Below are 17,372 nucleotides of genomic sequence, written 5' to 3'. Positions count from 1 at the left end.
AAAATACGTTGTTTTTCATGAATTATGCTATAATTGCAGCAGGAGAAGGATCTAGATTAGTACAAGAAGGTATTACTTTGCCAAAACCTTTAGTAAAGGTTAACGGGAAGGAATTGATTCGGCGTTTGATCGACATTTTTCTTAATAATGATGCCACATCCATAAGTATAATAGTGAACGAAGAAATGACAGAGGTTCAGGAGCATGTCTCCCAACTTAAAATGAATGTACCATTGAATGTTGTAGTTAAATCTACACCTAGTTCAATGCATAGTTTTTTTGAACTTCGGAATTTTCTTCGAGATGGTAAATTTTGTCTGACTACTGTTGATACAGTATTTAAGGAGGATGAATTTACTCGCTACATAAAAGCATTCATAAATGATGATAGCAACGATGGTATGATGGTAGTTACCAGCTTTATAGATGATGAAAAACCATTATATGTGGATATTGATGAACAAATGAATATACAAGCATTCTTAGATGATTCGAGCAAATGTAAATATATATCAGGAGGCATCTACGGGCTTACTCCAAAAGCAATTGATACACTTGAATCTTGTCTAAATGCAGGACAAGTGCGCATGCGTAATTTCCAGCGACAATTAGTTGCTGATAATCTGAATTTAAAAGCTTACCCATTTACTAAAATTATAGATGTCGATCATGCGGAAGATATCGATAAAGCAGAACAATTTCTAAAAAACTAAGATGTCTCAGATAAGAATAGCAGGAGTCAAAAGGAATACAAAATATTCACCTAACCATATTGGAAATGATGGCATGATTTTTAGCATGACAGCCGAATACCTTCGTAATATGGGATATGATGTGAGTGAATATACCGAATCGGAATTTGTCCTCAGTCAGGAAAAAGAAATGTATATTTTTAATATGGCTCGTGAAAAGACTACTTTAAAGCGTTTGAAAGAATGCGAAAAAGATGGAGCTATAATAATCAACCCTGCATCAGGAATAGAAAATTGTACGAGAGAACAGATGACACGCTTACTTCTTGATAACGGCGTCCCCCACCCCAAAAGCATCATTGCTGAAGTGACCGACGATCCTACCGATGCCCTTACCAGCATGAGTACTAATGCCTTTTGGGTAAAACGAGGCGATTCGCATACTATACACCGAGAAGATGTTACTTATGCACGGAATATTCCGGAGGCAAAATCAATTTTACAAGAATTTGCTTTTAGGGACATACCTAATGCTGTTATAAATGAACACCTAGTAGGCGATCTGGTGAAATTCTACGGTGTTGCAGGAACGGAGTTTTTTTATTGGTTCTATCCTTACGATTTGAGTCTAACTAAATTTGGCCTTGAAGCCATAAATGGGGAAGCTAAAGAGTTCTCTTTTGATATAAACGCTTTGAAAGAGGCTTGTAATAAAGCCGGAGATATATTAGATGTAGATATATACGGCGGAGATTGTATTATAGCCGCAGACGGGTCTTTTAAGATCATAGATTTTAATGACTGGCCTAGCTTTGCTCCTTGCCGTGAACAAGCTATTCCGTACATAGCCCAGCGCATTTCTCAAAAAATATCTGAGTCATCACCCTCTGCTATAGCACATTAACATATTGTATTATAGATAAATAATAGCATTTTGACTGAGGTAAAATTATATAGATTACGACTTTTTAATTCAACACTTTTTTGATAACTTTGTGCTTTATTTGCAGTAGATGAAACAGAAACCCCTTTTTCATATAATTATAGCTTCCGGTTTTGGTTCCGGATTCTCGCCTTATGCTCCTGGCACTGCTGGAGCTGCCTTGGCTACGATTATTTGGTTAATCTTATCATTCTTTATATCTTCCTGTCCCTTACTTCTTATCACTCTTGGACTGATCGTTATATTTACTATTCTAGGCGTTTGGTCTTCAAATGTCTTAGAACCTGCATGGGGTAAAGATCCTTCACGTATAGTAGTAGATGAAATGGTAGGTGTTTGGATTCCGCTTTTGGCGGTAGATAACGGCAATCTATACTATGCATTACTGGCATTTGTCCTATTTCGATTGTTTGATATCTTCAAACCATTAGGAATAAGAAAAATGGAGAATCTAAAAGGAGGCTGGGGAGTTATGATGGATGATATTCTAGCTGGTATATACAGTCTTTTAATATTATTGGTTTTAAAATGGCTGATTGGATAAAGAAGATTACAAAGACCATCTCCGAAAAAGGTGGGATATTCATGTTTTTAAGGGCACAGTTTTCTTCGCAAATATCAAGTTTGACGGATTTTACTGTAACAATTTTGCTAACCAACATTTTTGGCATTTTTTACGGTAATGCAACACTTTTCGGTAATATTTCGGGAGGTATTGTAAACTGTATTATAAACTACAAATGGACATTTAAGGCTCAGGATAGCAAAATACAGTATGTGGCAATTAAATACCTGATGGTTTGGATCGTCAATCTTTTTCTCAACAGAGAAGGCACTGTACTTGTTACCGAATTGGTCATGGACTGGATTCCGATGGAAAGCCTACCTGACATTATTGTAAATAATATATTCTTAGTACCTAAGATAATTGTGTCGCTGATTGTTGGTTTTGGCTGGAATTACAACATGCAGCGCCTTTTTGTTTACAAAAACAGAAATTACAGAAAATACTTTATGCGGAACAATACTGAATCATCAGATAAGGATGATAACGATATAGAGGATAACCAAAAACATATTGGCAACCTATAGAAATCTCTTATATGATGGTAATGTTATATATAAATCTTAAAAAATGGAAAGGATACAGATATGAAGGCTAGAGATATCGCTCAACAAATAATTTATAAGATTATTGACCCCATTGTCCGAGGAATGGTTAAAATAGGGATTACCCCTAACTTTATAACAGCTACAGGATTGATACTAAACATAGTAGCTTGTATCATTTTCATTTGCGGAGCTATGAGGGGCAAATTATTTTTTGGAAATACTTATGGTCATGAAGGAGATCTGTCTTTTGTTGGCTGGGGAGGCTTTGTCATATTGTTCGCTGGTCTTTTCGACATGATGGATGGCCAAGTGGCGCGTGTAGGCAAAATGAGTTCACGGTATGGCGCCTTGTTCGATTCTGTACTAGATCGTTATAGTGAACTTATAGTATTATTTGGAATATGCTACTATCTTATCCTCCAAGGATATTTTTTCAGTTCATTATTTGCTTTTATTGCACTTATAGGCTCCATGATGGTGAGCTATGTGCGAGCCCGAGCCGAAGGATTAGGCATAGAGTGCAAGGGAGGCTTTATGCAACGTCCTGAGCGAGTAGTAACGATTGCTTTAGGATGTATTTTCTGTGGCCTATTCGATTACTTCTTTCCTCACTATCGTGTAGCAATACCATCCAAAGAAAGTATTCCATTATTTGAGCCTATATTAATCATGGTGATTCCTATCGCCTTTGTCGCTGTATTTTCTAACATAACAGCTATCAATCGTTTAAGACATTGTAAAAGAGTATTACAGGAACAAGATAAATTAGATAAACAGGAGAGTAAATAAATGAAGATGAAATTTTCTTTACCTTCCGCGAAGGAAGGTATTGTAGTGTTAGTAATAACAGTAGTTTTCTCTCTGTTGACAGCTACTTTCGTAGGGTTTCGTCCCGAACACTTTTTTCTAATAGTTCTTTTCCTCTTATTATTCTTTGCAAATGAAAAGACTCGTAAACTAGCAGTTGGTCTGCTACCATTTCTTATCTTTGGGATATCATACGATTGGATGCGCGTTTATCCTAATTATATGGTAAACCCTATAGATGTTGAAAATCTGTACAATCTTGAGAAATTCTTATTTGGAATACATATCGACGGACAGATTCTTATACCATGCGAATACTTCGCAATCCATAATACTCCTATAGGTGACTTTCTTGCCGGAATATTTTATCTTGGCTGGGTACCTGTACCCATTGCCTTTGGAATGTATTTGTATTGCCTAAAAGATAGAAATATATATTTAAGATTTGCAATGGTCTTTCTATTAGTTAACCTATTGGGCTTTACTTTTTATTATATCTATCCAGCTGCACCACCTTGGTATGCTATCAATTATGGCTTCGAACCGATATTAAATACGCCCGGAAATATGGCAGGGCTCGCACGCTTTGATGCTTTACTGGGTATTCCTTTATTCGACTCTATATATGGACGTAATGCGAATGTTTTCGCTGCCGTTCCGTCTCTTCACTCTGCCTACTTAGTTGTTGTGCTCTTTTATGCCATAAAAAAGAAATGTAACTGGGGAATTCTCTCTGTTATCAGTATATTCTTAATTGGAATATGGTTCACAGCGGTCTATTCGTCACATCATTATATCATAGATGTGTTGTTAGGCATTTTATGTGCATTAGCCGGAATTGCGCTATTTGAATATGTTTTAATGAAACTGAATTGGTTTAAGATGTTTTTCGATAAATATCTGAACTATATAAAATAAATAAGATCGAATGAAGGAGAAGTTAATAACCAGAGATGCTATAAGGAATATACACCCTATATTCAAAGGTCGTTTTGGCGAAACACTTTTAAACATCGTTTTTAAGGTCGGAGGTCTAAATAAAGTAAATGCTATTTATGATGCTTCGAAACAATATACAGGACTCGAATTTGTGAATGATATGCTCGATAAAATGGGTATTATCCGAAAATTTGAGAACTATGAAGTACTTGATACATTCAAAGATGGGCCGTTTATCACGGTTTCAAATCATCCTATAGGCCATATAGACGGGATAATTGCGATCAGTGCAGTCGCAGGCAAACGGAGAGACTATAAGATGATGGTAAACTGGATGCTAAGCCAGATAGACACAATGGATGAGCACTTTATTGGTGTTAACCCTTATGCCAAAGGAAATAAGATGGCAGAACTAAAGTCCAGCCTGGGAGGAGTGAAGCAATGCCTCGAACATTTGCATGAAGGTCATCCACTAGGCCTCTTTCCTGCCGGAGGCGTTTCTACAAACCATCTGACCAAAACCGAAGATCGTGAATGGCAGCCGACAGTACTTAAGCTTATAAAAAAAGCAAAGGTCCCTGTTATTCCCATGTATATATCAGGTAGTAACTCATGGATATATCGCACTTTAGGCTTTATAAGCTGGAAGATTCGTACAGTACGCTTACTACATGAAACTACAAATAAGCGAGGAAAAACCATTTATGTACGCTTCGGCAAACCAATTTCAGTTGAAGAACAGGCTAAGTTTACAGATATAAAGGAATTTGGAGAGTTTCTGAAAGCCAAAACTTACGCTATGAAATGATAATATAAGCAATTTATCAGTAAAAGGATAAATATAATGCCTATTTTCCCGACACAAAAACATTATTGATTAACTAATCAATAATACAAACAATAGGACAACATTTATAGAGACAATATTCCTCTAATACAGTCAAATGAATTATTATAATTATTACCTTTGTCTTTCTAATTTTTACCTCATAAATATTTTATCAGCTTATGAAAAGAGATACAGCCATTTTTGATATTATAGAAAGAGAATATCAACGACAACTGAAAGGAATAGAATTAATTGCATCGGAAAACTTTGTAAGCCCTCAGGTTATGGAAGCCATGGGTTCTTGTCTTACCAACAAATATGCTGAAGGGTATCCGGGTAAAAGATATTATGGGGGATGCGAAATTGTAGATCTAAGCGAACAACTAGCTATAGACCGTCTTAAAGAAATCTTTAGCGCAGAGTGGGCCAATGTACAACCACACTCGGGAGCACAGGCTAATGCAGCTGTCTTTCTGGCATGTATGCAAGCTGGCGACAAGTTTTTAGGATTAAATCTTTCGCATGGCGGACATTTATCTCATGGTTCTCCTGTAAACTTTTCTGGATTGATGTTCCAAGCACTAGAGTATAATGTAAAACAAGATACAGAACAAGTTGACTACGAGCAATTGGAACAAGTTGCCCGTACTGAAAAGCCAAAAGTTATTATAGCAGGTGCATCAGCTTACTCTCGTGATTGGGATTATGCGCGCATTCGTAAAATAGCAGATGAAATCGGAGCCATTTTCATGGTAGACATGGCACATCCTGCCGGGCTGGTAGCTGCCGGATTATTAGACAATCCGCTTCCTCACGCTCATATTGTAACTACAACAACTCATAAAACACTTCGTGGGCCACGTGGTGGTGCTATCTTATTGGGTAAAGATTTTGAAAATCCTTGGGGCAAGAAAACTCCAAAAGGAGAAGTTCGTATGATGTCGGCATTACTTGATTCTGCTGTATTTCCCGGAATACAAGGAGGACCACTAGAACATGTAATTGCAGCTAAAGCTGTATCTTTTGCTGAAGCTCTTGACCCATCTTATAAAGTATATCAAACACAAGTTAAGAGAAATGCTGCTGTAATGGCTCAAGCATTTATGGACAAGGGTTATAAAGTTGTTTCGGGAGGAACAGACAATCACTCAATGCTGATAGATCTTCGTCCTAAATTCCCTGAACTTACCGGTAAACTAGCTGAGAAAGTTCTTGTTGAAGCTGATATCACTACAAATAAGAATATGGTTCCATTCGACAGCCGCAGCCCATTCCTGACTTCAGGACTTCGTTTCGGTACGCCTGCTATCACTACACGTGGAGCAAAAGAACCATTGATGGGAGAAATAGTAGAAATGATAGATACAGTTCTTTCAAATCCTGAAAACGAACAGACAATTAAATCGGTACGTGAGAAGGTAAACTCTATAATGAAAGAATATCCATTATTTGCTTGGTAAATAATGATTACACCATAAAAAGAGGGGCTAGTAAACCAGCCCCTCTTTTATTTTATATAGCATCTAAAACCTTCTTACCCTACACTACCTTCAAGACTAATTTGCAATAGTTTCTGAGCCTCTACAGCAAATTCCATCGGCAGGTTTTGCATAACCTCCTTCGCATAACCGTTAACAATCAAGCCTACAGCCTCTTCTGTACCAATACCACGTTGATTACAGTACAAAATCTGATCTTCACTGATCTTCGAAGTTGTAGCTTCATGCTCAATTATCGCACTAGTATTAGCAATGTCTGAATAAGGGAATGTATGCGCTCCACATTTATCACCTAACAATAAGCTATCGCATTGCGAGTGATTACGCGCTCCCTCAGCCTTCGGCGAAACTTTCACAAGGCCACGGTATGAATTTTGGCTAAAACCAGCCGATATACCTTTCGAAACAATACGGCTTTTAGTATTCTTACCAATATGAATCATTTTTGTACCGGTATCGGCCTGTTGATAATTATTTGTAACCGCCACAGAGTAAAATTCACCAATCGAATCATCTCCGGCAAGTATACATGAAGGATATTTCCATGTGACAGCCGAGCCTGTTTCTACTTGTGTCCATGATATTTTAGAGCCTCGGCCTTTACAAACACCACGTTTAGTAACAAAATTGTAAATACCGCCTTTACCTTCTTTATCGCCCGGATACCAGTTTTGCACAGTCGAGTATTTAACCTCAGCATGATCTAAAGCTACTATCTCTACAATAGCAGCATGAAGTTGATTCTCGTCACGCATTGGCGCCGTACAACCTTCCAAATAACTTACATAAGAGTCATCGTCTGCAACTATAAGTGTACGTTCAAACTGTCCTGTATTTGCAGCGTTGATACGGAAATAAGTAGACAACTCCATCGGGCAACGAACTCCCTTAGGAATGTACACAAACGACCCGTCACTAAATACAGCAGAATTGAGAGTTGCAAAGAAGTTGTCACGATATGGAACTACCGAACCTAAATGCTTCTTCACCAATTCGGGATGCTCCTGTACAGCTTCGCTAAACGAACAAAAAATGATCCCTTTTTCAGCTAATGTTTCTTTAAATGTCGTTTTTACAGAAACGCTATCCACCACAGCATCTACTGCCATAGTTTGAACACCTGCCAATATCTCACGTTCATGTAGAGGCACTCCCAGTTTTTCGAATGTTTTCAATAATTCAGGATCTACCTCATCAAGGCTTTTAGGGCCATCCTTCTTTCTTGGAGACGCATAATAACTTATACTTTGATAGTCTATCTCCGGAATATTGAGATGCGCCCAATTGGGCATATCCATAGTAATCCAATGACGATAAGCCTTCAATCGGAATTCGAGTAACCAATCCGGTTCATTCTTCTTCGCTGAAATCAAGCGCACAACATCTTCATTGAGGCCTACCGGAATAACTTCAGTGTCTATATCCGTCACGAATCCGTACTTATAATCGCCGGAGGTAACTTCTTCTAAAATACTATCTTGAGTTTCTTGCATGAATATTTAAATGTTTAAGAAGCTATAACTAAGCTTCATTTTACAATATACAAAGATATTACATTCTTGCCATTAATAGAGCATATATAAATATTTTACATCACTCATAGAACAGACCAAACACAATTATTGTTCTTAAAATCCGCGTTTGGAAATTAACTTTAAGTTAAAAGAACGGCATCGTTAATTATTATAAACCAATATTCTAACTAAAAAAAGTGACAAAAGTAACACTTTTTCCGCTATTTTTTTATGTCACTTTTCTATATATACTAACAATCTCTACTGTCTGATATATAGATAAAGTCACACCGCATTTATATCATATTATCTGTTCCCTGTTTCCAGATACTTTATATAATTCAATACAGCCTTAATATCCAGATAGGTACATTCTTTTGGCAACTGTTCTTTTATAGCAGACAAAGACACTTCTGAATCCGAATCTTTTAATATAGGCAGCATATACTCTAATTTCTTCTCGTCGACCAATCGCCCGATAAATAATTCACCTGTAAGAACAAAACCGGCCAAATGACCCTCTATTGTTGTTACTGCTAAATTCCGTTCTTTGGCTATATCACCGATAGATTTCCCTTCATTAAAGAGAGATAAACTAAGCCTCTGAGACTCTCCTTTTGGAGAACGCTCTTTTTTATCGACATTATTTTTTTCTTTTTCTTTCTTAAGGGGAGACATTCTTTCAAAAACTAGTCCCTGCGTTAAATTAATATCTCCATAACGAACATATTCTAATCGTTCCAACAAGCGAAGCAGTGTAACATGTATTTCTGTAGCCTTCTTTAAATAAGCCTTAACTTTTGAGGCATTTTTCAAACTGGCCAAATGCTCTTCAATCGGTACAACAATACATTGTTGCACATCTTTATGAAAATACAATATTCCTTTTTGCACCCGTTCTCTCAAATAATTTAAGTCAGGATTTGGTACAGACAAAATCTTATTTAACTCTCTGGTAAAATTCTGCGCTATTTCTTGTTGCTCAACTGCTCTACTACAAAGCTGTGCAATCATTGCCTGCGTTTCCTCCTGCTTAGGTATTTTTTTTTCAGTCGCTAGATCGTATAGGGAGTGTAAACTACGGATAAATGGAGTCCAGTCAAAATATTTCTTTAGCTGATCGGCACAGTAACGAGGCTTTTCCCTATTTAATATCTGATTCAGATAATCCGGACTTTGTTCTTTTTTGGCAAACTCAATAGCAAACCGATCAGTGCTTATACTTTGCTCTGTTATACGAGAGAACAAAACGATTCCATCGAGAGATGTACATCGGCTAAGTGCCACATATACCTGTCCGGCAGCAAAAGCCTGTCCGGCATCTATCACTACACGGTCGAATGTCAAACCCTGGCTTTTATGGATTGTAATCGCCCACGCCAACCGAATAGGGTACTGGGTGAACGAACCAAGTTCCTCTTCTTCAATTTCGCCCGATTCCTCATTCAGGCGATATCGAACATTCCTCCATGTTTCGCTCTCAAGCTCCATTTCATCGCCATTCTCGAAACGAACTTGTATAGTATCTTCTCCCAACCGACTAATCGTAGCCAACTTACCATTGTAATACCGCCTGCTCTCCCCGGCATCGTTTTTCACAAACATTACTTGTGCTCCCTCTTTTATCGAGAGAATAGCTTCAGTCGGGAGAGAATTATCCGCAAAATTTCCTTTTATCTCTCCGCTAAATTTATATTCTCTACTATTCAATTTAGCCAATTCATCGCTATTAATTCGATCTGCCTTGTAATTGTGTGTACAAAGAACCACATAGCGATCTTTTTCAGGAAGTTTAAAGCTCGGATTGTAGCGCTGATTAAGTATTTGTAAATCCTGAACCGTAACACAGTTATTACGGATACGGTTCAGAATACCAATAAACTGCTGATCTTGTTGTCGGTATATCGTTTTAAGCTCGATATACAATGGTACGTAGTTTTCCAATACTTGTGCATGGAAAAAGAAAGGCGAAGGATAATAGTGTTTCAATAGTTCCCATTCGGCTGTTTGAACTACCGGAGGTAACTGAAACATATCACCAATAAAAAGAATCTGTACTCCACCAAATGGCTGCTGATTATTTCTGTATCTACGCAGCATATAATCGACAGCATCCAACATATCGGCTCGTAGCATACTAACCTCATCTATAATAAGCAGATCGAGTTCACGTAACATCTCAATTTTCGATTTACGCAATTTGAAATGATAGTCTAATTTCTTTTTCCCTTCAAAGTTGGGGATAAAAGGCTCGAATGGAAGTTGAAGTAAGGAATGCAATGTTACCCCCCCTGCATTAATGGCTGCAACACCTGTGGGTGCAGCCACAATAACATTCTTATCAACATTCTGCTTTATATAGTGAAGAAAAGTAGTCTTTCCAGTCCCAGCCTTTCCGGTTAGGAAAACACTTTGAGCGGTGTGACTTACTATATCAGCTGCAAGCTTAAAAACTTCATTATCTGGAGACTCTTTCATTTATTCGACGATTGTTATTACAAATATAAGGCTTATTTCGTATATTTATAAACCAATGATATATTTCAATATACAAGAAGTCTCAACAAGGATAAATATAATATGAACGTACTGAAAAGACAATTCGAATTATTAGAGTAAAGTTTTTTTAATTTAAACGTTTATTTTTGTATTTTTAAAATATAAAACAAAAGACAATATGAAGTATATAGTTTCGTTCATCATAGCAGTTTTTGCACTTGGTTCTTGTACTTCGATTAACTATATCACAATAGATACAAGACAACCTGCACTTGTATCTTTCCCCCCGGAAGTGACTAAAGTTTTATTGGTAGACAATAGTTTTTCTCACAATGAAAATCAGGAGGAGGATTACCCCCAGCACCCATCTATTATATCTCTTGATAGTAGCCGCGCCATCTTCTTAAATTCGTTAAAGCAATTTATGAATGAAGAAAAATATTTCATTAATGTTGATCTATATCCCAAGAATACGTATAGTGGTACAGATGAAGACACCAAACCTCTTTCTGTAAGAAAAGTACAAGCTTTGTGTAGAGAAACTGATGCAGATGCACTCATATCTCTTGATTTATTTGTTGTGTCGGCGCAACTAGAGACTGAGAATACAGGTTATTTTAGCACATACAGTATTTTAGGTTCTAAAATAGGAGCAGTAGTCAAGCCTTATGCGAGTGACGGATCTGAGTACCTTGAAAAACCGATTGTATATGTTGATAGCCTTTTCAGGTCAGAAGCTACAGATTGGAGTCGCCTTAAGAATAATATGAACGAGATCAATTCCTTAGTCTCGGAAATTGCGATGATAGGTGCTGATAAGGTCACTAGCTATTTTATACCTTCTTGGAAAAATGCTATGCGTTGGTATTATTCCGACAGTTCATCTAAGATGAAACAAGCCGCGCAATTTGCGAAACAAGGAAAATGGCAAGAAGCAGCAATTATTTGGGGTAATTTATATGATACGGAAAGTAAGCAAAATAAGAAAATACGTCTAGCCTTTAACATTGCTCTGGCAAATGAATGTCTTGATGACATTGAAAATGCAAAAGAATGGATCAACACTGCATTTGAACTACTATCCGGCAATCCAAAGTCAGAGCTCGATAAACAGGTTAACTTATATAGAACAGCATTGATAATGAGAGAAAATAATATACCCAAGCTACATAAGCAACTTGGGATTGAAGATATCGAATAATAATAAATTTACATTCTGTCCGGAACTTCTATTCCAAGAAGAGACATTCCACTTTTTACGGTTTTACCAACCTCTTCCGAAAGCATTAGTCTGAATTCTTTCAAAACGGACTCTTCTTCTTTGAGTATACTATAATCGTGATAAAATTGGTTATATTCCTTTACCAGATCATATATATAATTTGCTACTAAAGCCGGATTATACTCATCGCCTGCCTGCTTTACAACAACGCTATAATCTGCTATTAATTGAATCAGGCTCTCCTCTTTTGTCGTCAGTACTATATCTTGCGGTAATGTTATCGGAATCGACAGACCTAATTCCTTTGCCTTACGAAGTACAGATTGAATACGTGCATAAGTATATTGAATAAACGGACCAGTATTTCCATTAAAATCTATAGATTCTTTAGGATTAAAGGTCATATTCTTTTTAGGATCTACTTTCAATATAAAATATTTAAGAGCACCCATACCTACAATACGTGCAATATTGTTTGCCTCGTCTTCTGTGGCTCCATCTAATTTTCCGAGTTCTTCCGATGTTACTTTAGCTGTCGAGACCATTTCGTCAACCAGATCATCGGCATCTACAACAGTTCCTTCACGCGATTTCATCTTCCCTTCAGGTAATTCAACCATACCATAAGAAAAATGCACAAGACCTTTACCAAACTCATAACCTAGTTTATCCAAAACAATAGACAATACCTGAAAATGATAGTTTTGTTCATTGCCAACAACATATATCATCTTACTCAAGTCTTTATGGGCTTTGAAACGCTGTTGAGCCGTTCCTATATCTTGAGTCATATACACGGACGTACCATCGCTACGCAAGAGCAACTTGTGATCCAAGCCCTCTCCTGTAAGATCTGCCCACACCGAACCATCTTCTTTTTTATAAAAGATGCCCTTATTCAGTCCTTCCAGAACAGTTTCTTTACCATCTAGATAGGTTTCTGATTCGTAATATATTTCGTCGAAGTCTACTCCAAGTTTTTTATAAGTTACGTCAAAACCTGTATAAACCCACTGATTCATCATCTTCCATAAGTAAACGGTAGATTCGTCGCCATCTTCCCATTTGCGAAGCATCTCTCGAGCTTCAGCCATTAGAGCAGACTGAGCTTCCGCCTCTTCTTTCGACAAGCCTTTAGCCTGTAGCTCCGACAATTCCGCTTTATAATGTTTATCAAATAACACATAATAATCACCTACAAGATGATCCCCTTTTTTGCCACTCGATTCAGGAGTTTCTCCATTGCCCCATTTTTGCCAAGCAAGCATCGATTTACAGATATGAATACCCCTATCGTTAACTATATTTGTCTTAATAACCCTATAACCGTTTGCTTTTAACACTTCTGACAAGGAGAATCCTAATAAATTGTTACGGACATGCCCTAAATGCAAAGGCTTGTTTGTATTAGGTGAAGAATATTCCACCATTACCAAAGGTGCATTCGCCTCTACTTTGCGGATACCGAAATCAGGTGTAACATGTATATCGTTCAACAATCCGATCCAGCATGGAGTTGCAATAGAAAGGTTGAGAAAGCCTTTTATTACATTAAAAGAGGAGACTTCAGTTGTATTATTAGCTAACCACTCCCCAATCTCTTGTGCCGTTTGCTCCGGGCTTTTCTTTGATATTTTTAAGAAAGGAAATACGACAAGCGTAAGGTGTCCTTCAAATTCTTTTTTTGTTTTTTGTAACGAAGCCTGTTCTGCAGTGATTGTTTGCCCATACAAAGATTCTATTGCTTTGACAACTGATTGTTGCAGGCTGATTTCTATTTTCATATCCGGTTAAAATATTAAGGTCTCAGACCCAAATTATTATTTTGTTAGTATAACAACCATTTACTGCTACAACTCGAAAACAGGCAGTCAAACACCTTTATTTACTTATTATAGCTTATTCTCCTGCAAAAGTATAAAAAAAGTGCCTATATGATTTATTATAAGCATGAATAATGATTGTATATAACAAAAAACAGAAAAGGTTTTCCTTTTCTGTTTTTTATGTTTGTTGTAAATGCTAAATTATAATGCAGCTAAATCAGCACCAGCTTTAAATTTAACAGTCTTCTTAGCAGGAATATCAATAACTGCTTTCGTTCTTGGATTAATACCTTTTCTTGCTGCTTTTTGAGTTACTGAAAATGTACCAAAGCCAACTAGGGCTACTTTTCCACCTGTTTTAACTTCACCTGTTACTGATTCGATAAAAGCTTCCAAAGCTTTTTTAGAATCTACTTTGCTCAATCCTGATTTTTCAGCAATAGCATTGATTAGTTCTGTTTTGTTCATAATAAAAATGTAATAATTAATTAAACATTATATAACTGAAATTACGTTCTATTCAAGATTTAATCCTAATTCTAACTCCCAAATATAGGTGTTTTATTTAATAATCATAAAAAAAAATGAGAAAAACTAGCATAAAATCAGAAAATATCTAAATGTAGAGAGCGTTTTCGTCCTAAAAAGAAAAAATATCCGTATTTTTGACGCGGAAAAACAATACTCAAGGAACAAAATGAATCAAAACAATGCGGGCTTTATGAGCTCTATCCCCTTGGTTACTCGGAATATACTAATCATAAATGCATTGATGTATTTTGCTACAGTGATGTTGAAAAATACAATAAATCTCAATGATTATCTATCCCTTCATTATGTAACTTCCCATCTCTTCATGCCTCATCAGATAATAACATACATGTTCATGCATGGAAGCCTAGGGCATATATTCTTTAATATGTTTGCTGTATATATGTTTGGCCGTGTATTAGAGACTGTTTGGGGCCCAAAAAAGTTTCTTGTATATTATCTTATCACAGGAATAGGTGCTGCTGTACTTCAATTAATTGTAACTTACTTTAGAGTAAAGGGTATAGAGGCAGTATTATCTCCAGATATAGTATCACAGATTAAAGATGGAGTTACCAGTATAATGGCGATGCCTAGTGACCACGAAGCTATGATAAGCCTCTACGGCCTCATAAATGGGCCTATGCTGGGAGCATCCGGTGCTGTGTTTGGTATATTGGTTGCATTTGGTATGTTATTCCCCAATGCCGAACTTATGCTTCTCTTTCCACCAATACCGATCAAAGCCAAATGGTTTGTAATCGGATATGGAGCTTTGGAACTAATTTTGGGTGTTGTGGACAGTCCGATGGATAATGTAGCTCATTTTGCTCATTTAGGTGGACTCATTACAGGTTTTTTTATATTGCTTTATTGGCGCAAAAAAGGATTCTTTACAAATGGGAATATATTCAGATAATATAAAACCAATACTTAAGCGTAAGGACATATTAATTCGTCTTATCGTTATTAACATTTGTGTTTTCTTAGTCTTAACCGGTATTAATGTTACCAAACTATTCAACGTCGACATTACGGATATTGTAATTAATTACCTCGCCATACCTGCTCGTCTTGATATTTTGGCAACGCGATTCTGGACTCCTTTGACATATATGTTTGTACATGAAAACTTCTTGCATATACTATTCAATATGTTAATGCTTTATTGGTTCGGACAGATATTTCTTGCTTATTTCGGTCCAAAGAATTTAGGCAGTCTATACATACTTGGAGGGTTTGCAGGAGCAGCGTTGTTTGTTCTTTCGTTCAATACAATTCCACTATTTGTCATGATGAACGGTGCGCCAATGATAGGTGCTTCCGCTTCGGTTATGGCAATTATATTTGCTGTCGCTTTCTATCGTCCAAATCAGGAAGTAGGGCTCTTCTTTTTTGGCCGCATTAAAATAATCTATATCGCACTTATCATATTTGTTCTTGACTTTGTAGGTCTTAGCAGTACAAGTAATCCCGGCGGACATGTAGCTCACATAGGTGGTGCCATAATGGGCTATATTTATGCAAAACAATATCTGCGAGGGAAAGATATTACGGGTTGGCTCAGCAAAATTATAGACTCTATAGCCAATCTATCGAAACCTAAATCACAAAAGAAGATGAAGGTTAAATATAACAGAACTGAAACTGATTATGAATATAATCAGCGTAAGCGCAACGAATCAGAAGAAATAGATCGCATTCTCGATAAAATAAAAGCTTCTGGTTACACAAGTTTAAACACTGAAGAAAAAAAACGATTGTTCGATGCCAGTAAAAAGTAAATTATTAGGCAAGAAAATAGGTAGGATTATAAAATATACAATTTTTGCAACTAATATAATTGCAATATTATTCTTATTATTATCCCTCTTGGCTTGGACGGTAGCCCCTTCCAAGATAACCCTAATAGCCTATCTGGGATTAATATTCCCTATTACTCTATTCATCAATATTGCTTATCTAATCCTATGGGTTATATTTCTCAGATGGAAATATGCTATCGTTCAATTGGTTGTCATTCTGGCTTGCTGGCAACCGATATCGACTTGCTTTCCCATCCATTTCAAAACGCCTAAGGAAAAGATACCGGAGAAAAGTATTAAAGTATTAACTTATAATGTAAGAGGATTCAATTGGCTTACAGGGGAAAAAGCCCGGAGAAATCCGATATTAGAATACGTTTCAAACAGCAATGCTGATATCGTTTGTTTTCAAGAATTTGTTGTCGCTACAGGTAAAAGTAAGAATAGTATAATATCGGAACAGGAATTGGCATCCATAATGAAGGACTATCCGTATAAGTCAATTATTCAATTGGGTAAGGCCAGAAAATCACACAAATATGGCATTGCTTGTTATTCCAAATTCCCTATCTTAGAGACAAGGAAAGTCCCCATAGAGAGTCCCTACAATGGCTCAGTCATATACACTCTTGAGATACAAAAGAGGAAAGTAACACTGGTTGTAAATCATCTTGAATCAAATAGGCTAACAACAGAAGACAAAAAACTGTATAAAGATTTTCTGAAAACAAGAGATAGAGAGTCTTTCGATGAAATGGCCGCGACATTACAAGATCGCTTGGGTACCGCCTATCAGATAAGGGAAGAGCAAGCGAATATGATTCGAAGCTTCATGGATAAGCAAGATACGGATGCAACCATTGTGTGTGGAGACTTTAACGACACACCCATATCATATAGTTATCACACAATCAGAGGCGATTTAATAGATTCTTATGCCAATACCGGATTGGGGCAGGGAATTACTTACCACGAGAATTATTTCTGGGTGAGAATAGATTATATTATGCACTCACGTGCTTTCGAATCCTATAATACCACTATCGGTAGGGTTAAATATTCAGATCACTATCCGGTGTGGACATACCTCGCTTTTAAATAAGGACGAATGAGACACCTAAATCTTATTTCAGGTATCTCACTCTTCTTGAAT

The 17,372-nt window shown here is 36.8% G+C and carries 16 protein-coding genes; 12 read left to right on the top strand and 4 right to left on the bottom strand.

Annotation, left to right across the window (positions count from 1 at the left end; genetic code table 11):
• Nucleotides 1-17: 17 nt before the first annotated feature.
• From JGH11_RS00725 to glyA, 8 genes are all read left to right on the top strand, one after another.
• On the top strand, nucleotides 18-713 hold the full coding sequence (locus JGH11_RS00725; protein ID WP_201109637.1) for a sugar phosphate nucleotidyltransferase: 696 nt from the start codon (nucleotides 18-20) through the stop codon (nucleotides 711-713).
• Nucleotide 714: 1 nt separating this feature from the next.
• Nucleotides 715-1,596 (top strand): hypothetical protein, encoded by an 882-nt coding sequence (locus JGH11_RS00720; RefSeq protein ID WP_201109636.1) that lies wholly within the window; start codon nucleotides 715-717, stop codon nucleotides 1,594-1,596.
• Between the two features lie 109 nt (nucleotides 1,597-1,705).
• Nucleotides 1,706-2,179, top strand: a complete 474-nt coding sequence (locus JGH11_RS00715; protein WP_201109635.1) for a phosphatidylglycerophosphatase A — start codon at nucleotides 1,706-1,708, stop codon at nucleotides 2,177-2,179.
• Nucleotides 2,164-2,727, top strand: coding sequence for a GtrA family protein (locus JGH11_RS00710; RefSeq protein ID WP_201109634.1), 564 nt, complete (start codon nucleotides 2,164-2,166; stop codon nucleotides 2,725-2,727). The genes JGH11_RS00715 and JGH11_RS00710 overlap by 16 nt, the downstream gene beginning before the upstream one ends.
• 60 nt (nucleotides 2,728-2,787) lie before the next feature.
• A complete protein-coding gene (locus JGH11_RS00705) occupies nucleotides 2,788-3,537 on the top strand; it encodes a CDP-alcohol phosphatidyltransferase family protein (RefSeq protein ID WP_201109633.1) in 750 nt (249 codons plus the stop codon).
• The gene (locus JGH11_RS00700; protein WP_201109632.1) at nucleotides 3,538-4,473 is read left to right on the top strand and encodes a phosphatase PAP2 family protein; all 936 of its coding nucleotides are present in this window, start codon (nucleotides 3,538-3,540) and stop codon (nucleotides 4,471-4,473) included.
• Between the two features lie 10 nt (nucleotides 4,474-4,483).
• Entirely contained in the window at nucleotides 4,484-5,302 is an 819-nt protein-coding gene (locus JGH11_RS00695; RefSeq protein ID WP_201109631.1) for a lysophospholipid acyltransferase family protein, read from the top strand.
• A gap of 200 nt (nucleotides 5,303-5,502) precedes the next feature.
• Complete coding sequence (gene glyA / locus JGH11_RS00690) at nucleotides 5,503-6,783, top strand: serine hydroxymethyltransferase (protein WP_201109630.1); 1,281 nt, start codon at nucleotides 5,503-5,505, stop codon at nucleotides 6,781-6,783.
• A 74-nt stretch (nucleotides 6,784-6,857) separates the two neighbouring features.
• Here the strand turns inward: glyA and sufB are convergent, their stop codons facing one another.
• Together sufB and JGH11_RS00680 are read right to left on the bottom strand one after the other, a co-directional pair.
• Nucleotides 6,858-8,315, bottom strand: coding sequence for a Fe-S cluster assembly protein SufB (gene sufB / locus JGH11_RS00685; protein WP_201109629.1), 1,458 nt, complete (start codon nucleotides 8,313-8,315; stop codon nucleotides 6,858-6,860).
• Nucleotides 8,316-8,642: 327 nt separating this feature from the next.
• Entirely contained in the window at nucleotides 8,643-10,814 is a 2,172-nt protein-coding gene (locus JGH11_RS00680; RefSeq protein WP_201109628.1) for a helix-turn-helix domain-containing protein, read from the bottom strand.
• A gap of 199 nt (nucleotides 10,815-11,013) precedes the next feature.
• Here JGH11_RS00680 and JGH11_RS00675 point away from each other — a divergent pair, with 199 nt between their 5' ends.
• Nucleotides 11,014-12,036, top strand: coding sequence for a DUF6340 family protein (locus JGH11_RS00675; protein WP_201109627.1), 1,023 nt, complete (start codon nucleotides 11,014-11,016; stop codon nucleotides 12,034-12,036).
• An 8-nt stretch (nucleotides 12,037-12,044) separates the two neighbouring features.
• Here JGH11_RS00675 and argS read toward each other — a convergent pair whose 3' ends face one another.
• Nucleotides 12,045-13,841: an arginine--tRNA ligase gene (gene argS, locus JGH11_RS00670; RefSeq protein WP_201109626.1), complete on the bottom strand. Its 1,797-nt coding sequence runs from the start codon at nucleotides 13,839-13,841 to the stop codon at nucleotides 12,045-12,047.
• Between the two features lie 243 nt (nucleotides 13,842-14,084).
• Nucleotides 14,085-14,351 (bottom strand): HU family DNA-binding protein, encoded by a 267-nt coding sequence (locus tag JGH11_RS00665; RefSeq protein ID WP_201109625.1) that lies wholly within the window; start codon nucleotides 14,349-14,351, stop codon nucleotides 14,085-14,087.
• Nucleotides 14,352-14,580: 229 nt separating this feature from the next.
• On the opposite strand from JGH11_RS00665, the gene JGH11_RS00660 reads away from it, so the two are divergent.
• The 3 genes from JGH11_RS00660 to JGH11_RS00650 are packed head-to-tail and all read left to right on the top strand — an operon-like array spanning nucleotide 14,581 to nucleotide 17,321.
• Nucleotides 14,581-15,333, top strand: a complete 753-nt coding sequence (locus JGH11_RS00660; protein WP_201109624.1) for a rhomboid family intramembrane serine protease — start codon at nucleotides 14,581-14,583, stop codon at nucleotides 15,331-15,333.
• Nucleotides 15,314-16,198 carry a rhomboid family intramembrane serine protease gene (locus JGH11_RS00655; protein WP_201109623.1) on the top strand — a complete coding sequence of 295 codons (885 nt, stop codon included), beginning with the start codon at nucleotides 15,314-15,316 and terminating at the stop codon, nucleotides 16,196-16,198. The genes JGH11_RS00660 and JGH11_RS00655 overlap by 20 nt, the downstream gene beginning before the upstream one ends.
• On the top strand, nucleotides 16,182-17,321 hold the full coding sequence (locus JGH11_RS00650; protein ID WP_201109622.1) for an endonuclease/exonuclease/phosphatase family protein: 1,140 nt from the start codon (nucleotides 16,182-16,184) through the stop codon (nucleotides 17,319-17,321). Before JGH11_RS00655 ends, JGH11_RS00650 begins: the two co-directional genes overlap by 17 nt.
• Nucleotides 17,322-17,372 lie beyond the last annotated feature (51 nt).

The sequence above is a fragment of the Dysgonomonas sp. Marseille-P4677 genome (assembly GCF_016652235.1).
Lineage (GTDB): Bacteria > Bacteroidota > Bacteroidia > Bacteroidales > Dysgonomonadaceae > Dysgonomonas.
This window is presented reverse-complemented; position numbering and strand designations above follow the sequence as displayed.